This is a genomic window from Vibrio sp. 10N.286.49.C3, assembly GCF_041469545.1.
GTDB classification, from domain to species: domain Bacteria; phylum Pseudomonadota; class Gammaproteobacteria; order Enterobacterales; family Vibrionaceae; genus Vibrio; species Vibrio tasmaniensis_A.
The window spans coordinates 85,266-104,706 of the sequence record NZ_JBFRKT010000006.1 but is presented as its reverse complement, the minus strand read 5'-3'; the positions used below and the strand labels follow the sequence as shown (position 1 = coordinate 104,706).

Sequence of the window (19,441 nt, the reverse complement as noted above, 5' to 3'; positions counted from 1 at the left end):
TTAAGTGAACGGCATTACCCATCAAGGGCTCTTTTTAATTTTGGCGCCGGTGCTTACTCTGTGGTTAAGCCAACTCACCTGTTTGCGAGAAAGCTTCTAACTTCGCCGCGTACGGTTGTAGGTCACCAATGTTGTTGTTCACCCACTCGTCGTTGAAGTAAGTGTCTAGGTAACGTTCACCGCTGTCACATAGCAAAGTCACAATAGAACCTGTCTCACCGCGTGCTTTCATCTCGCTTGCCAGTTGAAGCACACCGTACATATTTGTACCCGTAGATGCGCCAACCTTGCGGCCAAGAATGTCAGATAACCAATGTGTCGTTGCGATGCTTGCTGCATCTGGAATTTTACGCATTTCGTCAACCACACCAGGAATGAAGCTTGGCTCTGCTCGTGGGCGACCAATGCCTTCAATCTTGCTGAATGTACTGCCTTTCACGTTCGCATTGCCTGTTTGGAAGTATTCGTGGAATACCGAGTTCTCAGGGTCAACAACACAAAGCTTAGTTTCATGCTGTTGGTAGCGAATGAAGCGGCCGATAGTTGCAGAAGTACCGCCTGTACCTGGGCTCATTACTACCCAAGCTGGAACTGGGTGATCTTCCATCTGCATTTGATTGAAAATGGAGTTCGCGATGTTGTTGTTACCACGCCAGTCGGTTGCGCGCTCAGCGTAAGTAAATTGGTCCATGTAGTGACCATTCAGTTCTTCTGCTAAACGACGAGACTCATCGTAAATTTCATCTGAGCGGTCAACAAGATGCGCTTGGCCGCCGTAGAATTCAATCTGCTCAATCTTCTTCTTCGCCGTGCATTTTGGCATTACTGCAATAAACGGCAGGCCAAGTAGGCGAGCGAAGTACGCTTCAGATACTGCAGTACTGCCTGATGAAGATTCAATGATCGTTGTTTCTGGGCCAACCCAACCGTTACAGATAGCGTATAAGAACAGAGAACGCGCTAAGCGGTGCTTTAAAGAGCCTGTAGGGTGTGTGCTTTCATCTTTAAGGTAAACATCAATGCCTTCGATACTTGGTAGATCGAGCTTGATAAGGTGCGTATCCGCTGAGCGTTGGTAGTCCGCTTCAATTTTACGAATCGCGTTGTTAATCCATTGATGGTCAGTGCACATAAGCGTTCTCCTGATCGAGTGTAGGAATTCTTTGTAATTGGTATGGTTCCAATTTAGCTAGAATTTGAGAGAAAAACTTTGCCATATTTGCTTTGTTTTGCTTAAATTGTAGAAAATTATTCTCTTTAAATTCGATTTGGTGAAAGTGTGATAGATGCCGTAGATAAAAAAATATTAAGGCTGTTACAAGAAGACAGCACATTGTCATTGAACGACATTTCAGAAGCGGTCAACCTCACCACAACACCTTGTTGGAAAAGGCTTAAACGCCTCGAAGAAAACGGCATTATTGAAAAAAAAGTGGCGTTATTGAATCCTGAAAAGCTCGAACTTGCTTTTACAGCGTTCGTATTGGTGAAAACCAGTGATCATTCTCATGAGTGGTATGGTCGTTTTGTAAACACCGTATCGGAATTTCCAGAAGTGATGGAGTTTTATCGCATGGCTGGCGAATATGATTATATGATGAAGGTTCAGGTGAAAGACATGAAGTGCTTTGATGATTTCTACAAGCGCTTGGTGAATAGCATTGATGGTATCTCTAATGTGACCTCGACGTTTGCGATGGAGCCATTGAAGTACACGACGGCATTGCCTCTTTAAGCTACACCTAGCTAAAGTTAACTATCGTTTCAGTTTAGATATATTCTCAGTTTAGATCTCGCCTCTGCGATAAAGAAAAGGAATATTCATGTTTGCAAAAGTATCTACTGCTATCCAATTGGTACTGGCCGTTGCCATTTTCTATTTGGGTTACACCATCTATTCGTTTACCAATAAAGTCGGTGAAATCGTTGATACTTATCCGCAGGTGATCGAAGATTTATCCGGTCTTACCAAAGGGCTAAAAGTAGAAGAGCTATTAGCGTTTGCTGAACATGTTAATGAGCTTGCTCCTCAGGTGTTAGATACCGTTGAAGACGTCAGAAAGACCGTCGAAAAAGTGAATCAAACCGTTTCATCGGTCGATAATAAAATCCCTGCGATATTAGATGAAGTTAAAAATGTCCGAACGGAAGTCGGGCAGGTAAGAACCGATGTCATCCCGCCCACATTGACTGAATTAAAACGATACCGTGTCGATGTGATGCCACCGATGCTCGCTGAAAGTAAATCTTACCGCCAGCAAACTATCCCCACTGTTGTTGCCGAATCTGAAATGCTACGAGCGGAAGTTCCGGGTATTTTGGCACAAGCGAATTTGCTGGCAGATAAAAGTAAAGAGTTAGCTCAAGGTGCCGCAGAAGGCGCAGTGAAAGGCGTGGTGTTATCGCCATTTAATCTACTGCGAGACGCTGGTGATGGAATTAAAACTCGAGTACAAGGTGAATTCGAACCCTTGCTAGAGGCTGAATAGAGATTACGGACTGTTACGTGACAGCTTGTCGTTAGCATCATTAAAAAGAGAGGCTAGGTATCAAACCTAGCCTCTCTTTTTTTCTCGTACATATTGGGAGCTTGTAAAAAGCGTTTATTCGCTATTTATACCAATCACAGTAAGTAAGTGTTCAGGAATAGCGCAGGAAAAAAGCTTGAGAACAAGGCAGAATTTTCTGATAAGTAGTTATTCTACAATCAAAAATTCTAACGAAGTTATCGAGGTTTTTAACAAGCTAGGATGACCAGTTATTTACTACGATTGGTATTACTTGATCGCTATTTAGTAAAACGCATCACACCTTCTTGAACGGCTGTCGCTACGAGCTCACCTTTCTGATTAAAAATTTCGCCGCGCACTAGGCCACGAGTGTTCGCTGCCGTTGGGCTTTCAATCGCATAAAGCAACCACTCATCCATTTTGAATGGGCGGTGGAACCAGATAGAGTGGTCAATCGTTGCTACTTGGAAGTTCGGCGTCATGATAGAAACTTCATGAGGGTGAAGTGCTGTTACCAAGAATCCCCAATCCGATGCGTAAGCAAGCAGGTATTGGTGAATCAATTGGTTGTCTGGCATCGCGCCATTTGCTCTCACCCAAAGGTATTGTTTTGGGTCGGCTTTCTTAGGGTTAAGCGGGTTCACTATTGTTACCGGGCGCATCTCAATTGGCTTTTCGCCACAGAAAGTCTTACGCAGTTTCTCAGGCAAAAATTCAGCAATTTGGCTCGCTAACTCAGTTTCTGATGCAAAGTTCTCTGGCTCAGGGATGTTTGGCATTTCATTCTGGTGTTCAAAGCCGGGTGCATCACCATGATAAGAAGCCGTGAGATAGAAAATAGGGCGGCCATTTTGAATCGCTTTCACGCGGCGTGTACTAAAGCTGCGTCCATCTCTTAGGTTCTCAACATCGTAAATAATGGGTTTTTCAGGGTCGCCGGGAAATAGAAAGTAACTGTGGAACGAGTGAACACTGCGGTCGTCTTGAACCGTATAACGAGCAGCAGAAAGCGCTTGCCCTAATACTTGACCGCCGTATACCTGTGGCAGACCTAGGTTCTCACTTTGCCCGCGGAACAGGCCTTCCTCTAGTTTCTCTAGCTGAAGTAAATTGAGTAATTCATTTAAAGGTTGACTCACCGCCAGCATGCCTCTTGGTAAAATAGGTGTCAGATTATGGTGTTAATCATTCAGCTTAGTCAGATATCTGTCAATAAATCATAGGGTTTCGAGACAGAATATGAAAGCTCTCTTATAATTGGTGAGTAGATTTGCCGAGTCCGGCAAACATGTTGAGAGAAATTGAATATGAAAAAGGCTCTAATTCTTATTACGTCTTTAGTATCGTTTGGCCTACTTGTAGGTTGCCAAGCAACATCAGAAACCAGTGCTTCTCAGGAAGTGGTTGCAGAGAACACTCAAGTGATTTCAGGAACAGTAAGCTATCGTGAAAGAATTGCATTGCCAGAGAATGCCGTAGTGACTGTTACGCTAGAAGACATCTCACTGGCTGACGCACCATCGACCGTTATCGCGACTCAAGAGTTCACCACAGACGGTAAGCAAGTTCCGTTCGCATTCGAGCTGAGCTACGACAACAACAAGATTAAAGCTAACCACCGTTACAACATGCGCGCAACGATTCACGTTGACGGCAAACTGCGTTTCACAACAGACACGATTAAGTCAGTGATTACTGACGTAGAAAACACGCAGCAAGCAGACCTACGTTTGGTTGGTGTCCGTTAATTCGAAATCGATGCCACTGTTAAGGCATCTTGATTAGCTAATTTAGTCAGTTGAATAGACGATTAGTGGCAGCTCTAGGGCTGCCATTTGTATATTCTGAGTTTAACTTTTCCCGCGTCACTCACTTCAATCCCTTCTTCTTGCAAATGCTTTTTCTGGCGATCAAAGGAATCCCCTTTCAAAGAGATCTCACCTTTACTATTGATCACCCGATACCAAGGCAGTTTGCTTCCTTCTGGTAGGTTACCCAGCGCTTTACCCACATGGCGCGCATAACCCGGAAATCCTGAAAAACGTGCGATGTCTCCATAAGTTGTTACTTTCCCATATGGAATTTGGTGAATCACAGCAAAGATTTGGGGCAAAAATTGGTCCATACTAAATGTTCCTAGTTCATAAATACCAATCACAGTAAGTAAGTGTTCAAAAATAGCGCAGGGAAAAAGCTTGAGAACAAGACTGCTCTTTTTGATAAGAAGTTTCGATAAATAGTTATTCTACAATCAAAAAATCTAACGAGGTTATCGAGGCTTTTAACAAGCTAGGGTGACCAGTTAATTACTACGATTGGTATGGTACCACGGATCGGTAGAAGGAGAGGGCTATGGTATTTTCAACGTTTCAGTTCTTGATCACCACATTATTAGCGGTTGTTTGCGCGAGAGCAATCAGTTTAAGTGAGGGAGATATCCCAGTACTTGCAATGGTCATTCCTGCATTATGGATTCTACCGCAGGGCGGTATCGCAGGTTTAGCTTTGCTTGCTGCCATGACCACTTACGGTCTAACCCTTCCTTTGCAACCCATCACGCTCTCTGTCAGTGTATGGGTGTTATTCCCACTATTGATGGTGGTCTTTTCAAAACGTAGCAGTTTGTCGGTCGTGATTATTTCTGGCTTGATCGTCGCAACGCTACAAGTCGGGATCATGGTGACGCAATCCGCAGGAAAGCTTGATGGCGTTCCGTGGGTTACCACGCTGCAAACCTTGTCGATCATCGTGATTTGGTGGGCGGCAAATCATCTTAAACCAGCCAGTCGACACAGCTGGTGGTCATTAGGCTTAATACTTCCATTATGGATGGCCGATTTACCTTATGCCGCTTTGGTTGCTTTGTGTGTCACGGGTATCATGGCATCGATGGAAACACTGACGCGCTTGAAAACTTTCCGTTGGAATAAGCTGTTGTGTTGGACATTGCCAACAGTCGGTTTTGCGGCTTTGGTGATAACCCCAAGTATCGAAGTGCCTAGTCCCGTTTTTGTGGTGTGGTTATGTTTGTTGGGCACCGCTTGGATGACAGACTACATCCTTCGCACCGAAGATAATGAAGACATCGATATTTAGCTCTTCTGTAACCAAACCTTTCAACTGCAGGTAAATGGCGAATTTACCTGCGATTTGCGAATGGGTTGAATAAAGGATAAGCACTTAGAACGCAATTGTTCAAAAATAGGGTGGAAGGGCTTGCAATGGTTGCTGCGATGCTTAATAATCCAATCACTCTTTGAGGCAAGCCTCTTAGAAAAAGAATCTATGGAGGCTCTGGTCCTCCCGCAACACTAACTTGTGAACTCGGTCAGGCCTGGAAGGGAGCAGCCGCAGCAGGCGACGTGTGTGCCGGGATGTGGCTGGGGCTTCCACCCATTATGAAGCCTGCAATATATGTTCGCATAAATTGCAGGCTTCTTTTCTTATTTGCATCTTAAGTCTTCATGGTCTACTTTTTGTTGTAGGTTTACAACAAAGTGCTTGTGCTATGTACGACCAAACCAAAAAATCATCAGCTGTTCACAACATTTGTAAATTCATGAGTTTGAAAAATGACTCAGTTGTTCGAACAATGTCCATGCTTGAGTATGATTTTTGTTTTCATGCTGAATACAATCCTCAAATAGTTAGATATGAATCTCAGCCACATGGGTTTGAGTACTACTTCAATGGGCGCTACTGCCGCTACACGCCAGACTTCCAGCTTTTCGATAGCATAGATACGCCTTCTCTGATTGAAGTAAAGCATTCAAGTCAGATCCTTAAACCAGATTTTCGATCAAGGTTTAAAGAAAAGCAGCTTGTCGCTCAAGCTGAGTATGGAAAAAAACTTATCTTAGTGACCGAGAAGCAGATTCGAACAGGTTTTCTACTTAGTAACCTTAAATTACTCCATGGCTATTCAGGGATTCGTACAATCACTGACATTCAAAAACATGTGCTTCAGTTTGTTCAAGCTAATAGAAGCGTGACCCTTCATCATCTTTCACACCAACTTAAAATTTCTCCAGATGAAACACTAACAGCAGCTTTGTGCTGGCTATCTTCAGGTGAAATACAAACAGATTTTAATCAGAAAAAATTTGATTTAGAAAATTCTGTTTGGTGCTAGTCAATGAGTGATGATGATCTCTTTGGTTTTAGTGATGAATTTAATAGCTTCGACAATGATGTAGCTGATGATAAAACGCTTCCGACAGAATTTTTAGCAGAAGACGAAAATCTTGAATTGGCATTTGGTGACTTGCCAAACAAAGATACGGCATTGTTTCGTTTGGATCTAATTCGTTATTTGGAAAGGCGCGTAAAAGGCGGTTGGACGCCCAAAAACCTAGATAAGCTCTTGGAAGAGTATGCTCTATTGAAGAAAACTTCGGTCCCGTCATCCAGAACGGTTGCTGATTGGAAAAAGCTCTATTACGAGTCAGGTAAAGATGTAGCGTCTCTTGTTCCTGGGCATAGCAAAAAAGGAAACAGAAAACTAAAGAATGATTCATCTGATCTAGTTACAGAAGCGATTCAAACCAAGTTTATGACCAAAGAGCGAGTATCGGTCAATACCGCCTATGAGTACTACAAATATCGAGTTATTGAAGAAAACCGACAACTAACGCAAGTTAAAATAGCGCCAATTTCCCAACGGACATTTTACAATCGTGTAAATGCACTGCCTCCCTATGAAGTTGCTTTAGCTCGTTATGGAAAACGATATGCTGATAATAAGTTCAAGACTGTTGGGTCAATCATTCCGGCAACGCGGCCAATGGAATATGTAGAAATAGATCACACTACAGCTCCTGTGATTTTACTTGATGATGATTTGGAGCTTCCTCTTGGCAGACCACACTTAACAATACTTTATGATAGATACTCCACTTGTATCGTTGGTCTTTCTGTCAATTATAGAGATCCTAGCTACGAGACAGTACGAGCAGCTTTTCTTAATTCAGTTCTTAAGAAGGATTGGATTAAAGAAAAGTACCCAAGTATTAAATCTGAATGGCCTTGTTACGGAAAAATCACAAATTTGATAGTTGATAACGGTGCGGAGTTTTGGAGTGATAGCCTAGAGTCAGCATTAAAGCCATTAGTAACAGATATTCAATATAATCAACGTGGTAAACCGTGGCGAAAAGCGGGTGTTGAAAAGTCTTTTGATACCTTCTACAAGAAACTATTTAGTCGTTTCCCAGGAAAAACCTTCACCAACCCTACTCAGTTAAAAGACTACAACCCGAAGCGAGACGCTGTCATTAATGTGTCTGATTTTCTCGAGCTGTTACATAAGTGGCTTATTGACGTTTATCATAAAAAAGCTGACACGAGGTACAAGAGAGTTCCCTACCAGAAATGGACAGAGTCGCAAGGAACGATAATCTTTTGTGAAGGCCCTGAAGCAGAGCAATTAAAGATTGAGCTTGGAGCTGTAAACCATCGGACTATAAGAAGAGGTGCTATTGAATTGTATTCTCTCAAATACCAATCTGATGAGTTGGAAGAATACGGTAAGCAGTACTCTAGTCGTGCAAGAAAAAGCGCTTATGTGAAAACCAAGACAGACCCAAATGATATCAGCTCGATTTACGTTTACCTTGAGGAAGAGAAAAAATACATCAAAGTCCCAGCAGTCGATCATTCGGGTTATACAAAAGGTCGATCTTTATATGAACATCAACGAATTAACAGTTTGAGAAGGTTGAAAGTCCGTTTGGGAGAGCAAGACGAATCATTAGCCGATGCGTCATTGTATTTGGACAGGGCTATGGATGAAGCAATAGAACGTATGAGTCGTTCTAAGTCCAAAAAATCGGCACTTCCTAAAACAACTCATGCTTCAAAAATAGCAAAGCAAAGAGGTGTTGGTAGTGAAGGACCTAGTACCATTGTCACTACGTCACCTAAACCTATCAGTGAAGTACCAAAAGAAGTAATAGATATTGGTACAGCTAGTGATGACCTCAGCGATATAGAGGGGTATTAGTGAACATACTTAGTGATCTTCAAATAGAGCAATATACATCTTTTAGAGAGTGTTTCTTAGAATACCCTCAGTTGACGGAAATTTATAACGTCTTTGATCGAATGGTATTGAATAGCTCTCTTGGAGGGGAACAAGAGTCATTATTGCTAACGGGAGATACAGGTGTTGGCAAGACGGCGATGATTGATAATTATGTTGCAAGGTTTGCAACTAAGGGGAGCCGATGGGCTGAAATGCCAGTATTAAAAACTCGCATCCCAAGTAAAGTTCGTGAGCAAAATACGTTAGAAAGATTATTAATTGACTTAGATAGTCGAGCCTCTAGCCGCCGCAGGAGACCTTACAAAGAAGGAGCGTTAGAACAAGGAGTCGTCAAAAGTTTAATTGAAAAAAAAGTGAAGCTTGTGATCGTTAATGAGGTTCAGGAGCTGATGGAATTCAAAGATGCTAATGAACGACAAACAATAGCGAATACTTTTAAGATGATAAGTGAGGAAGCGCAAGTTTCATTTGTATTGGTGGGTATGCCCTATGCGACTATGCTCGCTGAAGAAGACCAATGGAACTCTCGTTTGGGCTGGAAGCGACACTTAAGTTATTTTCACCTTTCTAAGCTGAGCGAAGCCGATAACAAAAGTTATATTCCTGATGCAGAAGGGAAACGGCATTTTGCAAGCTTTGTTGCCGGACTTGCTGGCAGGATGGGGTTTGAAAAACGCCCTAACTTAACTGGGGATGAAATTCTATTGCCTTTATTTTCAGTCTGTCGTGGAGAATGCCGTGTGCTGAAGCACTTTCTTGCAGATGCGTTACTTAATGCATTGCAATCTTCAAAGGATACGATTGATAAACCATTATTATCGGCTTGTTTTGATACTAAATACCCTTATGCGAAACAGAATCCTTTCGAGTGTAAGTTAACAGAACTCAAGCTAGTAGAACTGAAAACAGAAACTTCGTACAACAAAGGTGCTCAATTTAAAGAAGACCGATTAATAGGTCGGTCATTTACTGATTTATTACCAGTTCATATGTTGCTGAGTAAGACACCTTTAAAAGCTCAGTGATACGCACATTGTTATTTATTCAGATTCTCCAACAACACCGCCTTCTCTTCATCACTCATCTTATCAATGGCGCACGCTAACTCAGCGCTCAATTCGCTCCTACAGAAAAAGTAGTTTAGTGGCACATCTAACTCTTCAGCCATACGTTCAAGCGTACCAATATCGGGTACATGTCTGCCTTTCTCGTAATGATTCATACGACCGCTCGCAGAACTTTGCTCCATACCAATTTTCACCCCTAAATCTTTTTGGGTGATCTTGGCTTTTTTACGCGCAGCTTTGAGCCTCGCTGGGATGGGGTTGTCTTTTTGCACTTACACATTTCTTTTCAACCTTTAGATAACTTAGATTGTCTAAGTTTTACTGATTTTTGTATACTTAGCAATCCTAAGTTTTTATTGCCTGTAAGAGTCACATGAAGAAAGTAACCAGAATTAACCCTCACATGTTTAACCTATTGATTGAAAAAGGGATGGATAACTTCTCCGTCACAGAAGCTAGGGATGCTTTGCTAAACAGTGCTTCAACCTTCCCGAGTAAGGACGACGCTCGAAAGTATGTTTATAAGCAACTTCTATCACTTGAGGAGAAAGGTTGGCTTTCTGTTATTGGGACTCGCAGAGACAAGCGCTACCATCAGACTAACGAATTCAAAGCGCTCACAATTGAGCCTAGAGTGGCTAGAAATAGGAAAGCTAAAGTCGATTCAATAGCTGTTCAAACTCCAGAGTGCTCTCTAAATGCACTAGAGCAAGAGAAGAAACAGCATGAAGGCGAGTTGGCGATTACTCTAGGCGAGATTGAGGAATACCAATCGTTGTTAACGCGTTTCCCAAACAACAAGCACGATATGCAGCCGCTATTTAATGCAGCAAGAGAACGCTCAGCCAAGCTATTAGGCAGAATTAATGCACTAACCAACTGGATGCAAGTCGCCCAAAGCAAGGCCCCTCAATGTTAAGAGCATGGCAAGCCGAGTGTGCAGCCCAAGCTATCGAGAAATTCACTTCAAACAAGCATTCACACTTCTTCTGCCAAGCGACTCCTGGAGCGGGTAAAACCGTTATGGCCGCCGAGGTTGCGAGTCGGTTATTTAAAAGAGGAATGATTGACTTAGTGCTGTGCTTCTCGCCCTCTCTGACTGTTGCTGAAGGGATGCAAAAGACCTTTTCATGGAAGCTCGAATGTTCCTTTAATGGAGGCTTGGGGTCTCTAGGTGGGTCTTACACCTATCAATCGGTCCGTTTTTTGGATGAAAACTTTTGGTACACCGTCAGCAAATATCGAGTTTTAGTCATATTTGATGAGACCCACCATTGTTCGTTTGATGATGAGGGGCGGTCAAACTCATGGGGGCTAGAAATTGTCTCTAAGATCCAAGGTTTTGCTCGTTACACTCTGGCGCTGTCGGGTACTCCTTGGCGTTCTGACCGACTACCGATTGTCATGGCTGAGTATTCCGACCCCGATGGCAAGGTTGTTTGCGATTACCAATACGGTTTGCAACAGGCCGTTGAAGATAAAGTGTGCCGCCGCCCTAAAATCGTTTTAATCGATAATGAACACCTGAGTGTTAAGGCTGGCAGTGACAATCAACACTTCGCCTCTATTCTTGATTGCCTTAAACAATCCGATGTCTCTTATCAAAGCGTCATCCATAACGAAGAAGCTATGAATTACATATTAAATAACGGTTGCCAAAAGCTAGAGCAGATAAGGCAAGAGTCCCCAAGTGCCGGAGGCTTGGTGGTCGCATCTTCTATTAAGCACGCTAAAGACATTCAAAAGCGACTTGTTGAGCACTTTAATCAATCAGCATGCTTAGTGACCTATCACCATGATGATCCGTTAAATGAGATTGAGTCCTTTCGTCACTCAACGGTTCAGTGGATAGTCAGTGTTGGGATGATAAGTGAAGGAACCGATATTCCAAGGCTGCAGGTTTGCTGCCATATGAGCTCGGTAAAAACGGAACTTTACTTCAGGCAAGTGCTCGGACGAATTTTAAGAATCAATGATTCCCCCAACCAAGAAGCGTGGTTGTATACCTTTGCTGAAGAAAGTTTGATTGGATTTTCTGAAAGAATTGAGCAGGATATTCCTGATAGCTGCATGTACATTAAACAAGAGAATAATCTGCCGAGTGCTATTGATGAAAAACACCTACTATCAAGCACTGTATCGGAAAGCGTTCAATCTAATCGACCCCAACCAAGCTTACTCAGTTGGGGAGAAACTTCAGATATGATGAATTCAAATAATGCAGGGTTCATTTTAGCATTTGATGAACTGAGGTTAGGCCAATTTAAACAGAGAGTTATCGCCGCATTTATCTAAATAGATTCCGCTTCAATCTCTTTCAGTGTTTTACCTGTAGCACTTCTCCAGTAATCGGGCCCGCTGCAAGGGTAACCAAGCAGCACTGCGGCGGCTTGAGAGGCGCTAGTAAATAGAATGTCTTCGGCTGCTACTAGGCGGTCTCCTGATGACGCTAGAATCCCCTTATCTTCTAGGTTACTACGTAGCTTCGTATAGCCTTTAGATAAGCTAGGCTGAGCTATTGTTAGTGCCTGAGACCCTTTCAAAACGACAATGCCTTCATCCGTAAGCATTGCCTTAGCATTGACTTTTTTTACCTTGAGCTGCAGCACCATACTCTCTGGTTCACTTGGTAAGGGAGCATTCGTTTGAGACACCTTCGATTCCAACAGCTTGTGCCCTAAAGAACCGATAACAGTGCGAATGTTGTCAATAAAAGTCTCCATCGCATCTCTTTCACCTCTGGGCAATGAAGATGTCGGTGGCTGCTTGTCATTATCGAGGTCATATCGTTTTGACTCTAAGATAATTTCGATCAAACGAGCTTCAAGGTACTTAACGTGTGCTTTCGTTAAGTTTTCATCTTTGTTGGTAAAGCAAATGGCTTCATTCCAGAACTCTTTGCCTGCTAAATGTTGTGATAAGCGTTTTTGAATATGTTCAGCTTCTCCAACGTAAACAAGGCTATTGCCACTCTCTGCGTTGTAACCAAATAAAAAGTAAACCCCGGGCCGCTGAGTTTCTTCCCATTCAGAGAGTTCTTTGATGTGTACTCTAGGAACCGCAATAGCCTGACCTGTCCAGTTCACAATTTCAGCATGTCGAATACCTGTCACAGAGCCGTTCGCCAAGTATATTTTGAGTTGCGTTCCTCTAGTCATCATCACTCACTTTTAACAACAATCGATGCGCTAGATACTATCTAACTGAATAAAAAATAGCACTTTTATTTATGATCAATTCAATGTGATGCACATTAACGTATAGCTGGCTATGTATGATAAAATCGCGCGATAGACCTACACATCACTAAGTTGTTTTCTTCTTGTTAAGAAGGTAACAATTTACCAAAGAGAATCACCATGCTAACAGGCAAAATTCGTAATCAGATCGACCAAGTTTGGGAAATGTTTTGGACAGGCGGCGTCGCTAACCCAATCTCAGTTATCGAGCAGATCTCCTACCTACTGTTCATTCGTCGTTTAGATGAATTGCAAAAGACGGCTGAGCGTCGCAGCCAAGCGACAGGTCTACCACTGAATAACCCAACCTTTACGCCTGATGAGCAAGCTCTACGCTGGAGCAACTTTAAAGACAAAGATCCAGATGTGATGATGGAAATCGTCCGCGACCGTGTGTTCCCAAAGATTAAAACCCTACAAAATGAAGGTAGCTTTGCTGAGCACATGAAAGATGCGATTTTTATGATCCCATCTTCAAAGTTGTTGAGTCAGGTAGTGGATTTGCTTAGTGCAATCGACATGAATGACAAAGATACCAAAGGCGATCTGTACGAGTACCTACTAAGCAAGCTGCAACAGTCGGGTGTGAATGGTCAGTTCCGTACCCCGCGTAACATCATTCAAATGATGGTCGAGTTGATGCAGCCAAAAGTGGGTGACACTATCTGTGACCCATCATCAGGTACGTGTGGCTTCTTGATGGCGGCAGTTGAATACGTTGAAGAGCATCACGCTAAAGAAGTGAACAAGCCCGATAACCGTAAGCACTTTAATAATGAAATGTTTACTGGTTTTGACTTTGATAAACACATGCTACGCATTGGCGCAATGAACATGCTACTTCACGGCATTGAAAACCCTAGCGTGCATTACCGTGACAGCTTGCAAGACCAAGGTGACGAGAACATCTCTGAAGCTTATAACCTCATTCTTGCAAACCCGCCGTTTAAAGGCTCTGTTGATTTTGACATTGTCGCGCCAGATTTGCTGCGAGCGTTAGGTAAAAACCCTGTAGTCAAACAACCTAAGCCTACATACAAAATTGAAAAAGACGAAAACGGTAACGACATTAAAGTCGAGGTGAAAAAGAAAAAGCCAACTGAGAAATCAGAACTGCTGTTCTTAGCCCTAATTCTTCGCATGCTCAAAGTGGGTGGTCGTGCGGCGGTTATCATCCCTGATGGCGTGCTATTTGGTTCGACTAAAGCGCATAAAGCGATTCGTGAGCAAATTGTATCTAAGCAGAAATTAGAAGCGGTAATTTCACTGCCTTCTGGTGTATTCAAGCCCTACGCTGGGGTAAGTACTGCGATTCTTATCTTCACCAAAACTAACAGTGGCGGTACAGATAAAGTTTGGTTCTACGATATGCTGGCTGACGGTTATTCACTGGATGACAAGCGCTCACAGCTATTCAAAGATGGTGAACTGCCAACCCACGAGCAAAGCAACATTGCTGATATTATTGAACGCTTTAACACGCTAACCAATGAAGACAACACACCAAACAGCAACAGCCCTGAATACTCGCGTAAAAAGACAGAGCAGAGCTTTATGGTGCCGGTGGATGCGATTACCAGTAACGACTTTGACCTAAGCCTCAATCGCTACAAAGAAGTTGTGTACGAAGAAGTGCAATATGATGCGCCGCAAGACATTTTAACACGCATTAAAACCTTGCAAGACAAGATGGCGAAGGGTGTATCTGATTTGGAAGGGTTACTGAAATGAGTTGGCCGATGGTTTCGTTCTTAAGTGTTTGTGATTTCCAAGGTGGCACTCAGCCCCCTAAGTCTACATTTATAAACACAGCACAAGATGGGTACATTAGGCTATTGCAGATTCAGGATTTTAAGCGCTCTGACAAAAAGGTATTTATACCTCTGAAGAAGACTCTTAAAACTTGCCTGGAGGATGATATTCTAATCGCAAGATACGGTGCGTCTATTGGTAAGATCCTTTCTGGTTTATCCGGCGCTTATAATGTTGCTTTGACTAAAACAATTCCAGATCTAAGTATGTTAGATAAGAAATATCTATATTATTTTTTGGTATCCGAAAAGTTTCAAGGCTTTTTAAAGTCTGTTGGAACTAGAGCGGCACAAGCAGGTTTTAACAAAGATGACTTTGCTAACTTACAAATCCCACTCCCCCCACTAGAAACCCAAAAGCAAATCGCAGCGGTGCTAGAAAAAGCCGATCAACTGCGTAAAGACTGTCAGCAGATGGAGCAAGAGCTAAACAGCCTCGCTCAGTCAGTCTTTATTGATATGTTTGGTGATCCCGTGACAAATCCTAAGGGTTGGGATGTTCGATCTTTCAAGGAGTTCATCGTTAATCTTAGAAATGGTATCTCTCCATCTAAAGGTGGTCAGCTTGATTTTAAAGTTCTTACCTTAAGTGCAATTACTCGAGGTAGATACAACGACGAATTTTGTAAAGTTGGCTCATTTAATTCTGAACCAGACAACACGAAGAAAGTTACTCAGAATGACTTTTTAATATGTCGAGGGAATGGCAACAAGAAGCTTGTAGGACGAGGTGTCTACCCTACTCAGAGCCGTGATGATTTAGTATTTCCTGACACTGTCATAGCTGCCACGTTAAATTTAGAATGTTTAGATATCAGATACTTTAATACACTCTGGTCTAGTGATCTTATGCGTGAACATATTGAAGGAGGGGCAAGAACAACGAACGGTACTTTTAAAATTAATCAAAAAGTTATCAATGATGCACCTGTTTTGTGTCCTCCAGTGGAGTTACAGAAAGAGTTTGGTAAAGTGATAGAAAACGTAAATGTATTGATTGAGCAAAATCAGATGCAATTAAAAGAACTAGATAAGAACTTCAATGCCCTAATGCAAAAAGCCTTCAAAGGCGAGCTAACCCTATAACGATTACTAAAAGCTCATACTTAAAAGAGCTGTGATGTAAAAAGGAAATTCAATGTCAGATACGGTTAACGGTTCAACGAGCAACTTCGGCTTTATGGATGTTGCCCTTAACGGTGGCAACGATGTGTACACCACGCGTTGTGCCGAGATTCAAACTCGTGCCCAAAATGCGGAAAGCAACATCAAAACTGATCCGCGCATTGCTGGTTTCTATGCCCGCAATGCATTGGAGCTAATGGTTGAAACCGTATTTGATATTGATAATTGGCTTACTCGTCCACGTCATGATGCGACTTTAATGTCGCTTATTCATGACAAGGACTTTAAGCAAAATTTAGAAACTCACTTGTTTCCCAAGCTTAAGCTGGTGATTCAAGTGGGTAACGAAGCGGTACACACTTGAATCACGCTGCCACAGCGTGATGCCCTACAAGCTGTAAAAGAGCTGCACCATGTGTTGTATTGGTTTATTCGTACTTATACACCCGCCTTTGCAAACAGAGAGTTCGATCGTAACCAGTTTGTGGTTCTACCGTTTGATGAAGCACTTATCCCACAACAAGTGTCGATTGATGCCACCGTGGCGACCAAAGCTCTGAGCAGCATTAAACGGGTTAAAGAGCTAGAGAAGCAGCTAGAGCAAGACGATAAAGTCGAGCGTGAGGCATACTTACAGCAGCTTAAAGAGAACGAAACGTTAAAAGCGGCAAACCAAGCATTACTTGAACAGATAGATCAAGCTAAGCAAAGTGCTGAAAAAGTCACGGATGCGCACGACTATAACGAGGAAGAAACTCGAACTTATCTTATCGATGTACTTCTTCATGAGGCTGGCTGGAAACTAGAACATAAGCGAGACCGTGAATACCCTGTATCAGGTATGCCAATTTCGCAAGCTAACCCTAATGGGAATGGGTTTGTTGACTACGTTCTATGGGGTGACGACGGTACAGCGTTAGCGGTGGTGGAGGCAAAACGAGCTAACATCAGTCCAGAAGAAGGTAAGCGACAAGCTGAACTATATGCTAATTGTCTAGCAGAGCAATGCGGTGTGCGCCCAGTTATCTTCTACACCAATGGCTATGATACCCATCTGTGGGATGATCATTTCTACCCGCCGCGTCAAGTTCAAGGCTTTTACACCAAAGCCGAACTTGAGCTTATGGTGAAGCGTCGTACCGACCGAAAATCCTTTTTCGAAAGCGGCATGCCTAACAACAATCTTGTTATTAATAACGAGATCACCAACCGTCACTATCAAAAGTCAGCCATCACCAAATTATTGCAGGACTTTGAGCTAGAACATGAGCGCAAAGGGCTATTCGTTATGGCGACGGGTACGGGTAAAACGCGTACCGTGATTAGCCTTGTCGATTTGTTGGTGAAAAACGATTGGGTTAAGAACGTTCTGTTCCTTGCCGACCGTAACGCATTGCTTACCCAAGCTAAGAAGAACTTCGTTAAGCTACTGCCTCGTGTAAGCTGTTCTATTTTGGATTCAGGTCAAAGTAAGAACAACATCGACAGCCGTTTGTATTTCTCTACTTACCCAACCATGAAGAATCTATTGGATCGTGGCTCAGATGAACGCCCGTTTGGTGTCGGTCATTTTGATTTGATTATTGTTGATGAAGCGCACCGCTCAGTCTATTCCAAGTATCGCCAAATTTTTGAGTATTTTGACGGCTTCTTAGTGGGCTTAACCGCGACACCAAAAGATGAAGTCGAAAAAGATACTTATGGCATTTTCGAACTACAAAAAGGGATGCCAACCTACGCTTATGAAGACGATAAAGCGTATGACCAAGGCTACCTTGTACCACCGACCAAAATCTCTGTTGCGACTAAGTTTTTACGTGAGGGCGTGAAGTATAAAGACCTGTCAGACGAAGAGCAGGAAGAGTGGGAAAATAAAGCCGAACTCGAAGACCGTGACGAAGTGTTGCCGTCAGAAGTGAATAAGTTTTTGTTTAACGAAGATACTGCAGAAAAAATGTTTGCCCAGTTAATGAGTAAAGATGATCGCGGTGGTATCCATGTTGAAGGTGGCGATGTCATTGGTAAAACCATCGTTTTTGCAGCCAATAATGATCACGCCGTTTTTCTTGAGAAGATGTTCAATAAGAACTATCCGAAATGGGCAGGCAAGCTCGCACGCGTCATTACCTTCAAAGAAACCTACGCACAAAGCCTAATCGATGAGTTCGGTGGCGACGAAAACAAAATTGATGAGTTTGATCCGAAGAACCCAACCTGCCGTATCGCAATTTCTGTGGATATGTTGGATACCGGTATTGATGTACCAGAAGTGGTGAACCTTGTGTTCTTCAAAGTCATCCGTTCTAAAGTGAAATTCACACAGATGATTGGCCGTGGCACACGTTTATGTAAAGACCTCTTTGGTCCAAATGACGACAAAAAGACGTTCAAGGTCTTCGATTACTGTCAGAACTTTGAGTATTTCGATGCTAACCCCGAAGGCATAGCTGTGGGTGTAGCAAAACCCGTGACTCAACAAGTATTTGAAAAACGAGTTCTATTTAGTACGTTGCTCAATGACAAGCTAAATAATGAAGAGTTTCGCGAACAAAACCCTGAAGACTGTAAGCGCTATACAGAGCTAAACCGTTATCAATTAGACATGTTGCACCACCTTGTGAGTGGTATGAATCTCGATAACTTTATCGTAAGACCAAAGCGCCAAGCGGTAGAGCCCTTCTTAGAAAGAGATCATTGGGACAATATTGACGATACCAAGTTTACAGAGCTAGAGAGCCAAATCTCTGCGCTACCAACTGAAGCTGAAGCGTTTAATTCTGATGAGCAACTTAATCACTTATCACACCGCTTCGATAGCTTGGTGTTAACCATGCAATTGGACCTGTTAGAGAAAGGTATGTTGTCCGAAACAAGCCGCGGACGAGTGGTTGAGTTTGCTGAGCAGCTTGAAGCGAAATCGACGATTCCAGCAGTACAAGCGCAGCTGCAACTTATCCAAGATATTCAGACCCAAGAGTTTTGGCAGGATATCCATTTAGTGACGCTTGAAGAGCTACGTCGTAAGTTACGAAATCTAATGTTTGCGTTGGACAAAGATAAAAAAGAGATGGTGTACACCAACTTCGAAGATGAAGTTCAAGGTGTCCATGACGTGACAAATGTGTACAAGAATCCAAGCGTTGATTTAGCCCAGTATCGCAAGAAAATTGAGCTCTATATTCAAGATCACCAAGATCAGCTAACGATTCAAAAGCTCAAGCGCAATAAATCCATCACTCAAGCTGATTTAGACGTCCTAGAAGGCTTATTACTGGATGCAAGCGGTATGAGTGATGTGGAAGCTTACCGTGAGAAGATCTTACAAGAGAAGCCGCTAGGCACGTTTATCCGTGAACTCATCGGTTTAGACATGAATGCAGCCAAAGAAGCATTCAGCAGTTTCCTTGATGAAGAGTCTTACAACGCGGAACAGATTCAATTCGTCGATCAAGTGATCGATTACTTAGTTAATAACGGCATTCTCGATATGTCACAACTCTTCGAGCCACCATTTACTGATAACCACGGCGAAAGCGCCTACGGCTTCTTCGATGAAGGAACTGTAGTGGAGCTGTTTGGAGTGATTCGCAAAGTGAATGCGAATGCTGTGGTTGAAGAGAGCCAGAGTGCATGATTTTTTATAAGG

At 42.8% G+C, this 19,441-nt stretch carries 16 protein-coding genes, 1 other RNA gene and 1 pseudogene; 13 read left to right on the top strand and 5 right to left on the bottom strand.

The genetic code is table 11. The features are described 5' to 3' along the window. Window positions 1–64 precede the first annotated feature (64 nt). Window positions 65–1,132, bottom strand: coding sequence for a PLP-dependent cysteine synthase family protein (locus AB4180_RS02805; RefSeq protein ID WP_017098794.1), 1,068 nt, complete (start codon window positions 1,130–1,132; stop codon window positions 65–67). 147 nt (window positions 1,133–1,279) lie between these two features. Between AB4180_RS02805 and AB4180_RS02800 the strand changes: the two genes are divergently transcribed. Then, on the top strand, window positions 1,280–1,735 hold the full coding sequence (locus tag AB4180_RS02800) for an Lrp/AsnC family transcriptional regulator (protein WP_009847256.1): 456 nt from the start codon (window positions 1,280–1,282) through the stop codon (window positions 1,733–1,735). Window positions 1,736–1,823: 88 nt separating this feature from the next. After that, entirely contained in the window at window positions 1,824–2,489 is a 666-nt protein-coding gene (locus AB4180_RS02795; RefSeq protein ID WP_102249497.1) for a hypothetical protein, read from the top strand. Between the two features lie 299 nt (window positions 2,490–2,788). On the opposite strand, the gene tesB is transcribed toward AB4180_RS02795, so the two are convergent. Continuing rightward, window positions 2,789–3,658 carry an acyl-CoA thioesterase II gene (gene tesB, locus AB4180_RS02790; RefSeq protein WP_198592251.1) on the bottom strand — a complete coding sequence of 290 codons (870 nt, stop codon included), beginning with the start codon at window positions 3,656–3,658 and terminating at the stop codon, window positions 2,789–2,791. Window positions 3,659–3,817: 159 nt separating this feature from the next. Here tesB and AB4180_RS02785 point away from each other — a divergent pair, with 159 nt between their 5' ends. Next, window positions 3,818–4,258, top strand: coding sequence for a YbaY family lipoprotein (locus AB4180_RS02785; RefSeq protein WP_009847253.1), 441 nt, complete (start codon window positions 3,818–3,820; stop codon window positions 4,256–4,258). Window positions 4,259–4,332: 74 nt separating this feature from the next. Here AB4180_RS02785 and AB4180_RS02780 read toward each other — a convergent pair whose 3' ends face one another. Then, the gene (locus tag AB4180_RS02780; RefSeq protein ID WP_009847252.1) at window positions 4,333–4,635 is read right to left on the bottom strand and encodes an MGMT family protein; all 303 of its coding nucleotides are present in this window, start codon (window positions 4,633–4,635) and stop codon (window positions 4,333–4,335) included. 227 nt (window positions 4,636–4,862) lie between these two features. Between AB4180_RS02780 and AB4180_RS02775 the strand changes: the two genes are divergently transcribed. The 5 genes from AB4180_RS02775 to AB4180_RS02755 all read left to right on the top strand — a co-directional run bounded on the left by AB4180_RS02775 (window position 4,863) and on the right by AB4180_RS02755 (window position 9,578). Further along, a complete protein-coding gene (locus tag AB4180_RS02775; RefSeq protein WP_009847251.1) occupies window positions 4,863–5,606 on the top strand; it encodes a hypothetical protein in 744 nt (247 codons plus the stop codon). Window positions 5,607–5,802: 196 nt separating this feature from the next. Further along, window positions 5,803–5,899, top strand: an RNA gene (ffs, locus tag AB4180_RS02770) — signal recognition particle sRNA small type. Between the two features lie 119 nt (window positions 5,900–6,018). Further along, window positions 6,019–6,642 (top strand): TnsA endonuclease N-terminal domain-containing protein, encoded by a 624-nt coding sequence (locus AB4180_RS02765; RefSeq protein WP_017098800.1) that lies wholly within the window; start codon window positions 6,019–6,021, stop codon window positions 6,640–6,642. 3 nt (window positions 6,643–6,645) lie between these two features. Further along, a complete protein-coding gene (locus AB4180_RS02760; protein ID WP_102249498.1) occupies window positions 6,646–8,511 on the top strand; it encodes a Mu transposase C-terminal domain-containing protein in 1,866 nt (621 codons plus the stop codon). Continuing rightward, window positions 8,511–9,578, top strand: coding sequence for a TniB family NTP-binding protein (locus AB4180_RS02755; protein WP_102249499.1), 1,068 nt, complete (start codon window positions 8,511–8,513; stop codon window positions 9,576–9,578). The genes AB4180_RS02760 and AB4180_RS02755 overlap by 1 nt, the downstream gene beginning before the upstream one ends. An 11-nt stretch (window positions 9,579–9,589) precedes the next feature. Here the strand turns inward: AB4180_RS02755 and AB4180_RS02750 are convergent, their stop codons facing one another. Further along, complete coding sequence (locus tag AB4180_RS02750; protein ID WP_008220694.1) at window positions 9,590–9,892, bottom strand: helix-turn-helix domain-containing protein; 303 nt, start codon at window positions 9,890–9,892, stop codon at window positions 9,590–9,592. A 101-nt stretch (window positions 9,893–9,993) separates the two neighbouring features. Here AB4180_RS02750 and AB4180_RS02745 point away from each other — a divergent pair, with 101 nt between their 5' ends. Further along, window positions 9,994–10,539 (top strand): hypothetical protein, encoded by a 546-nt coding sequence (locus tag AB4180_RS02745; protein ID WP_102249500.1) that lies wholly within the window; start codon window positions 9,994–9,996, stop codon window positions 10,537–10,539. Next, on the top strand, window positions 10,533–11,915 hold the full coding sequence (locus tag AB4180_RS02740) for a DEAD/DEAH box helicase (protein ID WP_102249501.1): 1,383 nt from the start codon (window positions 10,533–10,535) through the stop codon (window positions 11,913–11,915). Before AB4180_RS02745 ends, AB4180_RS02740 begins: the two co-directional genes overlap by 7 nt. Here the strand turns inward: AB4180_RS02740 and AB4180_RS02735 are convergent. Beyond that, on the bottom strand, window positions 11,912–12,778 hold the full coding sequence (locus AB4180_RS02735) for a GIY-YIG nuclease family protein (protein WP_016785748.1): 867 nt from the start codon (window positions 12,776–12,778) through the stop codon (window positions 11,912–11,914). The two genes, AB4180_RS02740 and AB4180_RS02735, sit on opposite strands and share 4 nt — an antisense overlap. A 201-nt stretch (window positions 12,779–12,979) precedes the next feature. On the opposite strand from AB4180_RS02735, the gene AB4180_RS02730 reads away from it, so the two are divergent. The 3 genes and pseudogenes from AB4180_RS02730 to AB4180_RS02720 all read left to right on the top strand — a co-directional run bounded on the left by AB4180_RS02730 (window position 12,980) and on the right by AB4180_RS02720 (window position 19,429). After that, a complete protein-coding gene (locus AB4180_RS02730; protein WP_102249502.1) occupies window positions 12,980–14,590 on the top strand; it encodes a class I SAM-dependent DNA methyltransferase in 1,611 nt (536 codons plus the stop codon). Further along, window positions 14,587–15,756, top strand: a complete 1,170-nt coding sequence (locus AB4180_RS02725) for a restriction endonuclease subunit S (RefSeq protein WP_102249503.1) — start codon at window positions 14,587–14,589, stop codon at window positions 15,754–15,756. Before AB4180_RS02730 ends, AB4180_RS02725 begins: the two co-directional genes overlap by 4 nt. Window positions 15,757–15,808: 52 nt before the next feature. Continuing rightward, a pseudogene (locus AB4180_RS02720) lies at window positions 15,809–19,429 on the top strand (DEAD/DEAH box helicase family protein). Window positions 19,430–19,441: the final 12 nt, after the last annotated feature.